The organism is Dactylosporangium sp. NBC_01737, from assembly GCF_035963215.1.
GTDB lineage: Bacteria > Actinomycetota > Actinomycetes > Mycobacteriales > Micromonosporaceae > Dactylosporangium.
In genome coordinates this window covers 10,292,847-10,307,709 of the sequence record NZ_CP109153.1, presented here as the reverse complement: position 1 = coordinate 10,307,709, position 14,863 = coordinate 10,292,847, and the positions used below count along the sequence as shown (strand labels likewise).

12 protein-coding genes and 3 pseudogenes are annotated in these 14,863 nt (G+C 70.1%); 3 read left to right on the top strand and 12 right to left on the bottom strand.

Annotation, left to right across the window (positions count from 1 at the left end):
- Positions 1-119: 119 nt before the first annotated feature.
- Positions 120-1,535, bottom strand: coding sequence for an MDR family MFS transporter (locus OHA72_RS47340; protein ID WP_327002663.1), 1,416 nt, complete (start codon positions 1,533-1,535; stop codon positions 120-122).
- A gap of 89 nt (positions 1,536-1,624) precedes the next feature.
- On the opposite strand from OHA72_RS47340, the gene OHA72_RS47335 reads away from it, so the two are divergent.
- Entirely contained in the window at positions 1,625-2,212 is a 588-nt protein-coding gene (locus OHA72_RS47335) for a TetR/AcrR family transcriptional regulator (protein ID WP_327002662.1), read from the top strand.
- 42 nt (positions 2,213-2,254) lie between these two features.
- On the opposite strand, the pseudogene OHA72_RS47330 reads toward OHA72_RS47335, so the two are convergent.
- The 11 genes and pseudogenes from OHA72_RS47330 to OHA72_RS47280 form a co-directional block, all read right to left on the bottom strand.
- Positions 2,255-2,335: pseudogene (locus tag OHA72_RS47330) on the bottom strand (hypothetical protein); the annotation flags it as partial.
- 44 nt (positions 2,336-2,379) lie between these two features.
- Positions 2,380-2,661: pseudogene (locus tag OHA72_RS47325) on the bottom strand (TraM recognition domain-containing protein); the annotation flags it as partial.
- A gap of 153 nt (positions 2,662-2,814) precedes the next feature.
- Positions 2,815-3,768 (bottom strand): winged helix-turn-helix domain-containing protein, encoded by a 954-nt coding sequence (locus tag OHA72_RS47320; RefSeq protein ID WP_327002661.1) that lies wholly within the window; start codon positions 3,766-3,768, stop codon positions 2,815-2,817.
- A gap of 159 nt (positions 3,769-3,927) precedes the next feature.
- A complete protein-coding gene (locus OHA72_RS47315) occupies positions 3,928-4,389 on the bottom strand; it encodes a cupin domain-containing protein (protein ID WP_327002660.1) in 462 nt (153 codons plus the stop codon).
- 146 nt (positions 4,390-4,535) lie between these two features.
- Entirely contained in the window at positions 4,536-5,408 is an 873-nt protein-coding gene (locus OHA72_RS47310) for a phytanoyl-CoA dioxygenase family protein (RefSeq protein WP_327002659.1), read from the bottom strand.
- 595 nt (positions 5,409-6,003) lie between these two features.
- Complete coding sequence (locus tag OHA72_RS47305; protein ID WP_327002658.1) at positions 6,004-7,467, bottom strand: FAD-dependent oxidoreductase; 1,464 nt, start codon at positions 7,465-7,467, stop codon at positions 6,004-6,006.
- A gap of 12 nt (positions 7,468-7,479) precedes the next feature.
- On the bottom strand, positions 7,480-7,791 hold the full coding sequence (locus OHA72_RS47300; RefSeq protein WP_442788771.1) for a YybH family protein: 312 nt from the start codon (positions 7,789-7,791) through the stop codon (positions 7,480-7,482).
- Positions 7,792-7,995: 204 nt separating this feature from the next.
- Positions 7,996-8,913 (bottom strand): NADP-dependent oxidoreductase, encoded by a 918-nt coding sequence (locus OHA72_RS47295; RefSeq protein ID WP_327002656.1) that lies wholly within the window; start codon positions 8,911-8,913, stop codon positions 7,996-7,998.
- A 425-nt stretch (positions 8,914-9,338) separates the two neighbouring features.
- A complete protein-coding gene (locus tag OHA72_RS47290; protein WP_327011798.1) occupies positions 9,339-9,761 on the bottom strand; it encodes a tannase/feruloyl esterase family alpha/beta hydrolase in 423 nt (140 codons plus the stop codon).
- 106 nt (positions 9,762-9,867) lie between these two features.
- A pseudogene (locus OHA72_RS65190) lies at positions 9,868-10,146 on the bottom strand (tannase/feruloyl esterase family alpha/beta hydrolase); the annotation flags it as partial.
- Positions 10,147-10,393: 247 nt separating this feature from the next.
- Positions 10,394-13,144: an ATP-binding protein gene (locus tag OHA72_RS47280; protein WP_327002654.1), complete on the bottom strand. Its 2,751-nt coding sequence runs from the start codon at positions 13,142-13,144 to the stop codon at positions 10,394-10,396.
- A 158-nt stretch (positions 13,145-13,302) separates the two neighbouring features.
- Here OHA72_RS47280 and OHA72_RS47275 point away from each other — a divergent pair, with 158 nt between their 5' ends.
- Positions 13,303-14,070 (top strand): alpha/beta fold hydrolase, encoded by a 768-nt coding sequence (locus tag OHA72_RS47275; RefSeq protein ID WP_327011797.1) that lies wholly within the window; start codon positions 13,303-13,305, stop codon positions 14,068-14,070.
- Positions 14,071-14,173: 103 nt separating this feature from the next.
- Complete coding sequence (locus OHA72_RS47270) at positions 14,174-14,710, top strand: dihydrofolate reductase family protein (protein ID WP_327002653.1); 537 nt, start codon at positions 14,174-14,176, stop codon at positions 14,708-14,710.
- Positions 14,711-14,863 lie beyond the last annotated feature (153 nt).

The following is a 14,863-nucleotide window of genomic DNA, read 5'->3' as shown; positions in this document are numbered from 1 at the left end:
CCGTGTCACGGGCCGCGCGACGATCGTGGCGCCCGCCAGCAGCGGTACCGGTGTCAGGGTCGGTCGTTCGCGCACGATGGTCCGTTTCCCGCGCTGTTTGATCACGATGCCCTGCTGCGCTAGGACAGGGCCTCAACCCTCGGCTGCTTGGCGGGGAGGGCGGCGGCGGGGATGACCGCGACCGCGGAGATGCCGATGGCCCACCAGAACGCGCCCCGGAAGGCGTCCGTGGCGCCGTGCTCGACGAGCGACTGCAGCACGACGGCGACGATCGCGGTGCCGAACGAGGCTCCTACCTGCTGCACGATGCGGGTGTTCATCGTGGCGTGCGGGATGCCGCCCGGCTCGATGTCCTGGTAGGCGACGGACATCGGCGGGATCAGCACTGTCCCGATGCCGAGGCCGCGGATCAGCAGTACGGTACCCAGCCACCACAGGCTGGTGCCCGGCCCGGCCAGCGCGAACGGGACGGTGGCGGCGGTGGTGAGCAGGAACGCGCCGATCGTCACGGCGCGTGCCCCGAGCCGGTCGACCAGCTTGCCGACCAGGAAGCGGGCGGCGAGGGCGCCGACGCCCTGCGGGATCAGGAGCAGCCCGGCGTCCAGGACGCTGTCGCCGCGCAGCTGCTGGTAGTAGAGCGGCAGGAGGAACATGGCGGCGTACATCGCCGCGCCGGCCGTGAACAGGACCGCGGAGGCCGTGCCGAGCGACCGCAGCCGCAGCAGCCGGATGTCGACGATCGGCTCCCGGTCGCCGGGCCGCAGCGCCCAAGCGATGAACGCGGCCAGCAGCGCGGTCCCGGCCAGCAGCGGCACCAGCACCCCGGCGTGGCCGATCCCGCCGTCCGCGGACAACTGGGAGAGCCCGAGCAGGATCCCGGCCAGGGCGGGCGCGAGCAGGCCCAGGCCGAGCCAGTCCAGACGGCCGCGCCCGGCTCCGGCCGCGGGGCGATCGGCCGGCAGGTGCTTCCACGCGAGCAGCAGCCCGACGGCGATCACGGGCACGTTGACGAGGAACAGCCAGCGCCAGCTCAGCCAGTTGAGGATGAGGCCGCCGAACACCGGGCCGAGGATCGGGCCGAGCGCGATCGGCAGGCTGACGGCCGCCATCAGCGAGCTGCTGACCCGCCCGCCCGCGGCGCGCACAGCGAGCGTCTGCATCAGCGGGAAGATCAACCCGGCGCCGAAGCCCTGCAGCACCCGGAAGCCGATGAGGCTGGCGTCGTTCCACGCCACCGCGCACAGCACCGAGGCGAGCAGGAACAACAGCAGCGCCGCCATCCAGACCCGCTTGCCGCCCCAGCGGCGCTCGGCCCACCCGGTGATCGGGATCGCCACGGCCATCGCCAGCAGGAAGCCGGTGGTCACCCACTGGATCGCGCCGGTGCTCGAGTGCAGCTTCACGACCAGCGTGTGGATCGCCAGCGTCACCATCGTCGAGTCGAGGATCGCCGCGATCCCGCCGACGAGCAGTGCCAGCAGTGCGTACTTGACCTGCGGCGACAGCGTCGCCGGAGGGGCCTCTGTCATGGTCATCGTCTCACCCGTCTCCTAAGAGAGGAATTCATCTCTTAGGAAGGTAGGGCCGCGCACTAGGGAATGCAAACCTTCCTTATACTGTGCTTATGACCACCTCCCGCCGACGCGGACCCGAGCTCGAGGCCGCGCTGCTGGACGCCGCCTGGGAGGAGCTGGTCGAGGCCGGCTACGCGAAGCTGACCATGGAGTCCGTCGCCTCCCGGGCCGGCACCGGCATCGCCGTGCTGTACCGCCGCTGGGCCAACAAGGACGAACTCGTGCTCACCGCGATCGAGCGCCACCGCACCAGCCACCCGGTCGAGCTGCCCGACACCGGCACCCTGCGCGGCGACCTGATCGCCGCGCTGACCGGCATGGGCCAGGCCCGCGCCGCCTTCTTCGCCGTCACCGCGGCCGCCGCCTTCTCAGGCCTGCTGGCCGGCACCGGACTCACCCCCGCCGAGGTGCGCGACCGGATCCTGGGCAATCAGCCGCTGTTCCGCAGCCGGACCATGTACCAGCGCGCCCACGACCGCGGTGAGATCGACCTGGACCGGATCCCGGCCGCGGTCCTGCGCATGCCGTTCGATCTGGTCCGCCACGACCTGTTCATGGACCTCAAACCCCTGGAGCCGGCCCGCATCCGCTCGATCGTCGACGAGCTGTTCCTGCCCCTCGTCCGGGTGACGCGCTAGATCGGCCAAGGCGTCGCGGACCGTGTCCCGGCCGCAGCCGAACCGCTCGGCAAGGTCGGCCTCGCTCGGCAGTTGGCACCCGGGTGGCAAGTCGCCACCGTCGACAACGGCTGGCGGAACCACGGATCGAGCCGCAACAGCGCGGGCCGGGCACCGGAGGCGAGCAGGATGGCGGTGCCGCGCTTGAGGGCGCGGACGTCCTCGGGTCCCATGATTCGCTGCAGGCCGACGCTATCCTGCCGCGACACGGTGCCGTTGCCGTCGCGAATGTGCGACATGGTGGCCACGTCGTGTTCGCCGATGAGCGAGGACACGTCGGCGGCGAACCAGGGGTCGTCACCGCCAGCGCCGATGAGCTTCACTGTGGCGGCACCCCACAAGGTGCCCATGCCCTTGTCGCCCCAGACGGTGCTGCCCTGCTGGTAGGTCTGCAGGATGGTGACGAGCATGATGGAGCGGCTGCCGTAGTGGCTGTAGAGCAGCGGCAGGTCCGCCAGTGGGGCAGATGTTGGCGGCCTCGTCGGGCATGGCCAGTATCGGTGGGTCGAGCCGGCCGCCGCGGGCCTCGGCCCGGCATACGCCATGGCGCATGACCTGGTCGGTCAGTGCCGCGACCATTTGGTAGCTGCTGCCGATGCGGTGCAGGCCGGTGTGGGCGGCGGTGTCCGCGTCGTCGAGGATGTCGGGGCACAGGTTGGCCAGTTCGGTGTTTTGAGGTTGCCCCAGACCAGTTCCATGGGGTTGAGGTCATGGGCGTAGCCGGGCAGCGCTTCGACGGTCAGCCAGTGCTGGTGGGTGGCGAGCCAGGCCTTCATGTTTTGGAGCGGTGCGCGGACAGCCCGTCTCAGATCAGCACGACGGGTTTGCCGCGCAGGTGCCGGCGCAGCTGGGTGAGGAACTCGATCAGGCTGTCGGTGTTGTAGCTGCCGGCCTTCGTTTGAAAGACCAGCTTCGCGCGGGAGCGGTCGGGTGGGTAGGCCAGGACGCCGGCCATCGACATGCGGGTCCAGGAGAACCGGTGCCGCAGGACGGGTGTCTGCCCGCGCGGGGTCCAGGTCCCGCGGACTACGGGCAGGAGGGAGAATCCGCTTTCGTCCTGGAAGCAGATCCAGGCGCCGGATCGTCGAGCCCCCTTTGATCCTCGGCCGGTCCTGCTTGACCCACGCCTCGATCGCCGCGTCGTCACGCTCGACGGCGCGGCGGGCCGGCCGCTGGCGGGTCCAGCCGAGACGGTGCCGCAGGATCTGCCAGGTCTGCGTCGGCGAGTACCGCACACCGGTCACTCGCTCGATCACGTCGGCGACCCGAGCCAGGGTCCACATGTCGGCGCCGAACCTGCGGGCCTTCGGCCCGGCCAGCAACGCCGCCTCCACCTGCCCGATCTGCTCGTCGGACAGCCACGACCGGCGTCCCAGCCGCGCCGCACCGATCGACGCCTCCCGCCCGCCGGACCGCCAACGGTGGTACCACCGTGACGCGGCCTGCGCCGTGACACCCAGCTCGTTAACCACATCGACCCGCCGGCAACCGGCTTCGAACATGTCCACCGCCCGCATCCGCTGCTCCCGCAACGCATCCGCATCGCGAACGACACCGCGGCGCGGACCGGTCGACCGGGTTGAGGTAGTCACAACGCTGATTGTCTTACCTGCCAACCCGATCGATCGACAACGACTCACGAATCCGAAAGATCTTCAACATGAAGCTCAGGGCTGTTACCAGCACGCTTCGCGGTGCGCGACCCGATCCGTGCTTTGGCGCGGAGCTATCATCCCGAGCGGTGGCAGCAGGTATTCGGCGTCGGTCACGTGCGCACCCCATTCGATGTCGGTGCCATCCGGGTCGGTCTCGTGGGCCGATATCACCGCCACGAACGCGTTCGGTGCAGCGCCGTGCCAATGCCACTCTCCGGCGGCGGCGACGACCGTGTCTCCGGCGTGCACCTCGTAGGCCGGGCCTCCGCGGCGCTGAACCCTGCCCACGCCGTGCAGAACGTGTAGTACCCGCCCGTACGGGCAGCGGTGCCAGGCCGTCCGCGCACCAAGGCTGAACTGCGCGCGGAACGTCAGCAGGCGCGACGGCTGCAGACCCACCACCTCCTGGTCGACCCATACGACGCCGGTATAGCACTCTTGTTCGGCCGGCCGGCTCCTGCATGGAGCGCGGATGACTTCCATGGACGTCCTTTCTCGGAATGGGCCCGGCTCGACGCCATTTCAGACACAGACGTGCGTACGTCCGGAGATGTGCCCGCCGGGATGCTGCCGGTATCTCCGGCAACGGCGGAGCGAAACGGTACTGGCCGGGTGATTCCGGAGGCGTGTTACGGCTTCAGCGGCGGGTGCTTCGGGTCGAGCAGGTCATGCTCCTTCAGTAGCCCGTACAGCGGGACCTTGCTCGGGTAGTGACCCCACGCGTGGTCGCCGTCGCCGTCCTCGAGGCCAACCATCTGCCGCTGCACCGGGGTGAGACCGACCAGGTCCGTGGACATGGTCTCGCGGGTGTGCACCCACCGATACGTGTACCCGAAGAAGACGCCCTTGCGGGTGATCTGCGAGTAGTTGTTCGACCGGGCGTGCCAGATGCGCCGGTCGAAGAAGACCGCGTCACCCGGGTTGGCGGTCACCTCGATCGCGCCCTTGGGGATGGGCCACTCCATGTCGCGGCGCGGCGGACCGTCGATCCAGTTGGCGGTGTGGCTGCCCGGCACGACCTGGAAGTTGCCGCGGCCGGTCGCGGAGACGTCGGAGAGCCAATACGCGAGCTTCACCGACAGGCGCGGCCGCGGGTCGCTCTCGATCTCGCGGTTCTGCCGGCCGCCGTCCTGGTGCCACTCGAACCGGAACGGCTTCCTCTCGGTCAGCGGCGGGTGCACGTCGAGGTGCGAGTGGTACGCGTGCACGTTCCAGCCCAGCATCGACCACACCAGGCCGAAGACGCTCGGGTGGTCGAGCAGCGGCGCCAGGTCGTTGCAGCTGTCGACCGCGTTGAGCTTGTGCAGCGACCGGTCGGCGGCGAGCTTGCCGGCGGCGGCGTGCTCCTGGTAGACCCGGTCAACGGCGGCCGCGTAGTGTGCGACCTCGTCCTCGGAGAGCGCGCCCGGCACGACGATGAAACCGTCCCGCTCGAAGTCGGCGCGCTGTTCGTCGGTCATTGCGGTGCCCGGATGGGGACGGGCCGAGATAGAGGTGGTCACGAAGGGGTCCTTTCCTCCCGTGGACAGACTTCTGCTGCACGTACATGAAGAGGCCGCCCGGCTAGGCCTGCCGGCCGTCGAGCCCGGTCGGCGCGGTCACCGTCACGGCGCCGTCGCCCTCGACCGTCCCGCCGACCACCACGGCGATCTCGCCGAGCCGAGTGGGACCATGCCCAGGCGGGGCGAACCCTATCTGTCAGGGCCAGGTGATAAACAGATCGAGTTTCCGGGGCCGGCGATGCGCAGCGACAGCCAGCCGATCGAGATTACGGCGAGCAGGAGCAGGCTGACGAGGTAGAGGTTTGCGGAGGCTGGTTCGCTGTCATGCCCACAGTCCGGCTGTGCCGGATCGCGACCCCTGACTCGGCCGGCTTCAAGGCTGGTACAACACCCGCCGTCGACACTCCACATTGGACTATGAGTTGCGGGTGACCATCGGTGGCCTTGGGCCAGCCGTTGGCGGCGGCGTGCTCGGCGGCGTGCTTCGACCTCGCTGGCGGCGGCACAGCGCGGTAGGCGGTTGAGAGTCATCGGTGGATCCGGGACGGCACCGCCATGGCTGGTGCCGTCCCGGATCTCAGGCCTGCCGGCGGACTCAGTGGGCCGTCGCAACCCGCTGGGGTCTGGCCTGCAGGGCGATCCGCTGGAAGACCTCGGCCTGGGTCGGGTAGCAGTGCACCGTGTCGGCGAGTGCTTCCAGCGTCAGCCGGTTCGTGATCGCCAGCGTCAGCTCGCTGATCATCTCGCCGGCGTGTGCTGCCACGAGGGTTGCGCCGGCGATCTCGCCGCTGCCGCTGCGGGTGTGGATCGCCCCGAAACCCTCGTCCTCGCCGTCGATGAAGGCCCGCTCCACCTTGGTCAGGTCGAGCCGGTACGTGTCGATGGCGACGCCCTCGTCGCGGGCCCGGCGTGTGGTCAGGCCCACCTCGGCCACCTCGGGATCGGTGTAGGTGCAGTGGGGAATCACGAGGTCCCGGGCCGGGCGATGCGCTGCATCCAGGGCGTTGGCGATGCAGAGCCGCGCAGTCGCGTTGGCCGCGTGCGTGTACTTCAGCGGGAAGGTCGCATCCCCGGCGGCATAGATGTCGGGGTTGGCGGTGCGCAGGTACGCATCCGCCGCCACGCCATCCCCGGCGTCGTGGACCCCGGCCGCGTCCAGGTTCAGATGCTCCACGTTCGCCTTGCGGCCGGTGGCGAGCAGCAGGGCATCGTACGGCAGCTCGCGTGTCCCACCGGGGCCGAGCGCCAGCAGCCGGCCGGCGCCTGCCCGTACCGCCGTGAATCCCAGATGCAGCCGAATCCCTTCCTGCTCGAACCGGCGGCGGATCAGCTCGCCGGCCTCCGGCTCGTCCTGGGACAGCAGGGTCGTGGAGTGGCCGACCAGGTCGACCTCACTACCGAGGCGGCGGAAGGCCTGGGCGAGCTCGCACGCCTGCGGGCCGCTGCCGACAACGACCAGCCGGGAGGGCTGCTCGGTCAGGGCGAAGACGGTCTCGTTGGTCAGGTACTCGCCGGTCCGCAGACCGTCGATGGCCGGCACCACGGGCTCCGATCCGGTGGCGATCACCGCCTTGCGGAACCGCAGCGGCCGGCCGTCGACCTCCACGGCGTTCGGGGCGGTGAAGCGGGTGTGGCCGAGGTAGACCTGTACCCCCGCCTCCTCGGCCATCTGGACCGCGTCGCCGGCGCTGCTCATGGAGCGCATCCGGCGGACCCGCTCCATGACCGCGCCGAAATCGGTTCGGGGCGGGGCGTCGAGCCGGAATCCGAACTCGGCTCCGCGGCCCGCATCGTGAACCGCGCGTGCGCACCGGATCAGCGCCTTGCTCGGCGTGCAGCCGAAGTTGACACAGGTGCCCCCGGTCAGCCGCTGCTCCGTCATCGCGACGCGGTGCCCGCCTGCGGCGGCCGTCGTGGCGGCGGTGAGGCCGGCCGGTCCGCCGCCGACCACCACCACGTCGTAGTCGCCACCGTCGCGGTTGACCCAGTCGGGCGGGTGGCCCTGGTGGATCGTCCGCCGGTTGTGCACGTCGTCCGGGTACAGCTCGATGGTCGTCATGGCGCACCCCCGTCACGCAGGCTGTCGTACCGCGGTCCCAAGACGGTTATCGATCAGGTACCGCCAGCGGCCGTCGGAGCCGCGGCGCGCCACATCGCTGGCCGTGCCGGCGACGTGCACGTGCCGGCCGTCGGGACCGGGGCCGTCGATCGCCCAGTCGACCACGATCTCGGCGATGTCGCCGGCCACGAACACATGGCGCGCCTTGGCCGCCAGCGGCAGCCCGAGGCTGATGTCACGCTCGAGCTCGGCCGCGACCTCGGTGCTGTCGGTAACGGTCCGCCCGTCGTCGGCGACGAGTACCGCCCCCTCGTACAGGGTCATCAACTCGCCGACCTTGCCGGAGTTGAAACGCTCGACCAGCGCGGGGATGACGCCCTCGGGCGCCGTGGGGAGGGAAAAGGACTCGGACATCGCGATCTCCTCTCCAGGTTGGTGGAGTTGCGATGGCTCCCACGCTATCGGCGAGTGATGGGGTAACCGGAGGAGGCGGCGGGTGATGGCCGTCCTGGAGGATCACCCTCCATTTCACGAACGCATGCGGATGATCGTCTTCCCGCGAAGCCGCTCGGTCGGGTTGAGGACGGCGACGGCATCGTCGAGGGTCGCAACGGTGCCGATGTTGGTGCGCAGCCGTCCGTCCCGCACCCGGCGGACGATCTCACCGAGTTGCGCGCGATCGGACTCGACAACGAAGTCGATCGCCAAGCCGTCGGCGGGCCGCGCCTCGGCCGGCCCGACGACGCTCACCAGGACTCCTCCGGCGCGGATCAGGCCCGCGGAGCGGCGCTGAATGTCGCCGCCGATGACGTCGAAGACCAGGTCGACGCCGCCGACGTCCTCCAATGCGTCCTTGTCGAGGTCGACGAACTCCTGCGCGCCGAAGTCGAGCGCCTTCTCCCGGTCGGCGGCGCGCCCCGTACCGATGACGTGTGCGCCGGCCTCGCGCGCGAGCTGCGTCACCATCGTCCCGACCGCGCCGGCCGCACCGTGGGCGAGGACACTCTGCCCCGCCTGCAGGCGGCCGTGCTGGAACAGCCCCTGCCACGCGGTCAGGCCCGAGATCGGCAGGCTCGCGCCCACCGTGAAGTCGACGTCGCCGGGCAGCGGTGCGAGGTTGCGCGCCTCGACGGCCACGTACTCCGCCAGGGTGCCGTCGCGATGCCAGTCCGTGAGGCCGAATACCCGCTGTCCCACCGACAGCCCGGTCGTGCCGTACCCAAGCGCGCTGACCACGCCGGCCAGCTCGTGCCCGGGGATCGACGGCGTGCGGTCCCGGTCGGCGCGATCGGTCCAGGTCGACGGCCACTCCAGCTCGGTCGGCACGAATCCCGACGCATGGACCCGCACGATGACGTCATTGATCCCCGCAGGCGGCTCCGGCCGCTCTGCCAGCGTCATCCCGGCCGTTCCGGCCGCCTGGTCGGTCACCACTATCGCCCTCATAGGGTCGATCGTGTCACCGGACCGCGCGGCCTGCTCCGACTCGGCGTCGTTATACCCGGCGCTCACCCCGCCGCTGCGCCGATGCATCAACCCACTCACCGCCGAACCACGCGACCGCTACGAACAACTCCGCCTCTGACACCACAGCAAACCGATGGGCCCCGAACTCCCGCACCTGGGTTCGAGCGTCTGGCGCACAACACCGGTATCTCGTTTCGGGGTGTCGGAAGGCCCGGTCGCTGACGGCCCACCACGGCAGCCGCAGCAACCCGACGCCGATCACGCCGGCATCTCCGGCAGGATGCCCGCCACATGCGGCCTGGTGCAGGTCGGCGGGGGAGACGCCGAGGTGGTCCAGCGCGGCGACAAGCAGCCGATCGGCAGGCCCTGGCCGCGGTTGGGGTGTAGGACGCAAGCCGCGCTTACTAGCTCGGCTGCGGCGCGGGGGTGCAGGACCAGTGGCCGTCGTGCCAGCCGCAGGTCTGTTCGTAGCCGGAGCGGAACGACCCGAGCCAGGGGATGTCGTCCTCGTAGCGCGTGGGCGGCGCCGCCGGTGCGAAGTTCGCCGCGTCGTCGATGCTGCCGCTCCCGTCGTAGCGGGCGACGGTCGGATAGGGGTAGACCGGCCGGGTCCGTACGACGGTGTCGTCCTGGCGCTTCGTGGCGACGAGCCGGTCGGGTGCGACGCCGTTCTCGACCCAGGCGAGGGTGGGGGTGAGCGCGTCGAACGCATCCGGTCCCTGACCGGCACCGCAGTGGGCGACGCCCGGCAGCATGAACAGGCGGGCGAACTGAGAAGTGGCGTCCTTCCCGCCCATGCGCTCGGTGAGGCCGTGGTAGTAGGCGATCGTCCCGTAGGGCGAGATCGTCTGGTCTGCCCAGCCGTGCCAGAGAGTAGCGCTGCGCCTCGGTCAACCCCTCATGGCCGCCCTGCGAGCAGCCGTCGAAGTACGAGTAGCGCGGGCCTTGTCCATAGTAGAGCGCGATGAGCCGCTTGACGACGAGCGCGACGACGTGGTCGGCCCGGTAGCCGAAGTCGACCCGCAGCTGCGGGTCGGCACCGAAGGTGGCGTCGAAGCCGGAGACGCCGACGTGCCCCTGGTTGTTGGTGGCGACGACGAAGTCGCCGCGGTCCAGTGGCACGCACCCGTCCGCCGCGTCGGCGAAGAAGTCGACACTGCCGCAGAACGCCCCGCACCCGGTCTGCAGATACCGCTGCCGGCGCTGTTGCATTGAGCGATCGTCAAGATCAGCCGCCGGAGAAGCTGCGGCTAGCGAACGATCATGGCCTCGCGTGGCCTTGTGGATAGCCGGACAAGTACCGCATAGACGTCGCCGGAACTGTGCGGCGCGGAGTCAGTTGTCGACCCGCCGGCGATCGTTGTGGAAATTCTTCGGCGCTCGATCAACACGAAGGCCCAACGCAACAGCGCCCGGCAACGTCCTCGCCGGCATGCGTCGAACCCGTCCGCATCCGGCCTCAGCCTGGCGCCGGGAGGTTCAGCGCGGACAGTTCGGTGCGGCCCTCGTCGGCACGCTCGGGCAGGAGCAGGAGGGTGCAGGCCCGCTCGAACCGTGCGCCGATGCGCTCCCAGCCCTCGACCGCGACGGCGAGAGCGGACTTGTCGCGGTGCAGCCGGCCGGCGGCGCGTGCGAGGCAGGCGGCCGCCCAGTCGTTCTCCGCCGCGGCCGGGGCGGCGGCGGTCAGCCATGCCGTGGCGTCGGGCAGCCCGGCGACGACAGCGAGTTCAGCGCCGGTGGCGCGAGCGTACGTCTCGTAGCGGCTCAGCCCGACCGGCGCGCCGGCCACGGCGTTCTCGACCAGGGTGGCGGCGTCGGCCAGGTTGCCGGTCTGGATGGCGAGTCGTGCGTCGATGAAGGCGGCGATCGGCGAAAGCCGGCGGGTGCCGACGTTCGCGGCCCCGGCGACCTCCGCCACCCTAGCGCGCCACAATGCGTGCTTGCCGGCGTCCCTGCGTAGACCGTGAGCGAGCGCGATCGCCCACACCGCCGGCCACATCCACCCCGCGTGGGGACGGCCGGCCTGCGTCCAGTCGTCCCACAACAGGACCGAGTATCGCAGCGCCTGGTCGACATCGCCGGAGAGGACCAGGCCGGGGATCATCCGACTCGCCGCTATCTGTGACTGGTCGCCGAGCAGTTCGTCCGCCAAGGACTGCCGGGCGACGGAGATTGCGGCGGGCAGGTCTCCGGTCATGATGGCGTCGGCCACCGCTGCCCCGAAGATGTCCATGATCTCGGGAGCCGAGCGTGGATCGTCGCGCCGCATGGCGGAAGTCAGGTCGAATCGCTGCCGGGTCAGACGGTGCGCCTCCCGCAGCCGGCCCTGCCTCATCGCCGCCACACCCGTCGCATCGATGGCGGCGCTGACAAGGACGGGATCAGCGGTGTCGCGTGCGGCGAGCAACGCGGCCTCGGACAGCACCGGATCCGGGTCGTACTTGGCAGGGTTGGCGGTCCACGCCGCTGCGACGGCCAGGCGTGCCGCGACGACAGTGTCGGTGGAATCGCCCACCGCGACGGCCTCGTCGACCAACCGACGCAGCCGCTCGTACGGGATCTCGACAGGAAACCTGGCTGGGAACCGGCAGGCCAGCTCCGCAGCGTGGGACAGGGCCTTTGCCTGAGCATTACCGTCGCCTGCGGCCCGCGCCTCCCGCGCGGCGGACAGCAGCAGCTCATAAACGTGGAGACCGGACATGTTGCTCGCATGGGCACAGTCCGCCGCGGTGTGCAGGTCGTGTGCCGCCGCCGCCGGCTCGGTGGCGCGCGTCGCCGCCTGCTGGAAATGACCGAGTGATTCTTTCAGGAAGCGCCGGGCGAAGGTGAGGTGGCCCAGCGAGCGTGCCAGCTGGTGAGGCACCCGGCCCGGTCCGGGCGCTGCGTTCGTGAGTGCCGCCCGGAGGTCATCGACGACCGCGTCGAACGCCTCGTGCCATGGGCCGTCGAGCCGAGCCTCCAACGCTGTCGCGCGCGTCGCGGCCCAACACAGATACCGGTCCTGAACGCCGGTGCGGTCGTCGTCCGCCTTCAGTTGGTCCAGGGCGAAGGCCCGGACGGTTTCGAACAGCCGCCACCTGCCCGTGGTCCGCTGGTGGACGACTAGGCTCTTGTCGACCAGACGGCCGAGCACGTCGGCGACGGCGGCCCGGTCACCGATGTGGGTCACCGCCAGCACGGCGTCCAGGTCGAAGCTGCCGACGAACACGGCGAGGTGACGGAACAACGTACGCTCCTCCTCGTCGAGGAGGTCGTAGCTCCAACTGATGACCGTGCGCAGTGATCGGTGCCGCACGTCCTGCCGGCGACCGCCGACCAGCAGGCGGAGTGCGTCGTCAAGGGCGGCCAGCAGACCGTGTGCACCCAGCGAGGCGGCCCGGGCCGCAGCCAACTCGATCGCCAACGGCATGCCGTCGAGCCGGGCGCAGAGGTCGGCGATCACATCCGGATCGGCGGTGAACTCCGGATCGGCCGCGATCGCGCGGTCACGGAAGAGTGCTTCCGCGTCGGAGGCCAGCGGCAGCGGCTCCACGACGACCAACCGTTCGCCCGGCAGGCCGAGGCGGGCTCGGCTGGTCACCAGCACCCGTATGCCGGGACAGGCGCCCAGCAGTCGTTCGACGAACCCGGCCGCCGCGTCGAGGACGTGCTCACAGTTGTCCAGGATCAGCATCGACCGGCTCGCACTCAGACGGTCGGCGATGGCCTCCTCCAGCTGGCGTTGAGGGCTCTCCGCCACACCGAGCACCGACGCCACGGCTTGGGCCACGAAGGCGTCACGCACCGGAACCAGATCGACGAACGCGCCACCGTTGGGGAACGTCGACGCGGAGGCATCGGCCAGCACCACCGCGAGTCGCGTCTTGCCGACGCCGCCCGGTCCCAGCAGCGTCACCAGTCGGGTGCTGGCCAGGGCCGCGATGACGGCGTCGTGCTCGCGGTCCCGACCGATGAACGTCGTCCAGGCCGCCGGCAGACCCACGATCCGGCCGACCGGCGACGCGCCGGCCTCCGACGGAATGACGCGGTCGGCGAGCGCTCGGCGGTCGGTGACCCCGAACTTCCGCAGCAACGACGACACGTGGCTTTCCACGGTGCGGACCGAGATGTAGAGCTTGTCCGCGATCTCAGCGTTCGACATCCGTGCGGCCAACGCGTCGAGAACCTCGGCTTCCCGCTTTGAGATCTCGTTGGTTCCGATCATCGTCATCCCGCCGTCGCTGTCGTCACGGATCTTATCTGGGGCCTTCTCCGTGACGGACTCGGTGGTCGGCTCCGTGGTTGCACGGATGCCGGGACGCCCGTCGTCGGCGGATGCTGCTTGCCGAGTTCGACAACTTGCTGAGGAGGCGATTCACCTTGAACACCGTGATCTCCCGCGACGGCACCGCCATCGCGTACGACCGGGCCGGTGCGGGTCCGGCGGTCATCCTGGTCGGCGGCGGGCCGACCGACCGATCGAGCAACGCATCGGTGGTCGATGCGCTCGCACCGTTCTTCACCGTCTACAACTACGACCGGCGTGGCCGTGGTGACAGCGCGGACACGGCTCCGTATGCCGTCGTCCGCGAGTACGAGGACCTGGGCGCGATCATCGCCGAGGCCGGCGGATCCGCACACGTCTACGGCACTTCCGGCGGCGGGATCCTGGCCCTGAGGGCGGCCGCGCACGGCCTCTCCATCACCAGACTGGCCGTGTGGGAGACCCCCTACATCGTCGACGACAGCCGCCCGGCCGTGCCCGCCGACTACCGCGAGCAACTGATCGAGCTGTTGTCCGAGGGACGCCGCGGCGACATGCTTGAGCTGTTCTTCGTCAAGGCCGTCAACCTTCCTGTCGAATTCGTCGCCCCGATGCGGCAGTCGCCGTTCTGGCCGGCGATGGAGAAGACCGCGCACACACTCGTCTACGACGCGACCGTCACCGGTGACTTCTCCCTGCCGATCGATCAGCTGGCCGCCGTCACGATGCCGACCCTCGTCGTCGACGGTGGCACCACGCCGTGGCTCAGCAGCACCGCCGCGGCCCTCGCGGCGGCCCTGCCGAACGCGCACCGCCGCACCTTGCCCGGCCAGCCGCACAACGTGGACGCGGCCGCCATCGCACCCGCACTCGCCGAGTTCTTCGGCGCGTAGCCGTCCGGGCGGGCGCCGGTCGACGGAGCATCGGCGCCCGCCCGCCAACGCCGCTGTCGCGGGCATCGGCACTATCCGCACCCATCATCTCCGAGGAGCTGTCTTGACCAAGATCGTCGCTCAGTGCTTCATATCCGTGGACGGCGTCGTCGAGTCGCCCGAGCAATGGCACTTTCCCTACTATGACACCGCCATGGAGTCGGTGGTCGCCGCGCAACTACACCAGGCGGACACGCTGCTGCTCGGGCGTGCGACCTACGAGGTGTTCGCCGGTCACTGGCCTCACCAGGGCAACGATGTGCTGTTCGCGAAACGGCTCAACAGCCTGCCGAAGCTGGTCGTTTCCACCACCTTGAACACCGTCGAGTGGCAGAACTCGACCCTGATCCGCGACATCGGACAGCTCGCGGCGGTTAGGAGCGCCCCCGACAGGCACATCACCGTCAGCGGCAGCGCCACCCTGGTACGTTCGCTGCTGGACCACGATCTGCTCGACGAGTTGGAGCTGCTCGTACACCCGCTGGTGGTGGGTCACGGCGCGCGCCTATTCGACAACGGCGGCAAGCACCGGCCGTTGAACCTGATCCGGTCCACCGCCTTCGACACCGGCGTGCTCCACCTCGTCTACGAACCCGCCTGACTCCAGGAGGCACGACAGGCGCGCCACCGATGCCCTCGATACTGTAGGTGCCGGAAATGCCGTCCTGGCAGGTCAAGCGGCATGTCCGTATTCACTCCGGCCGGGCCAGCCCTTCGCCCGCCGCGCGGTAGACCCGGAAGCCATCCGATGGTC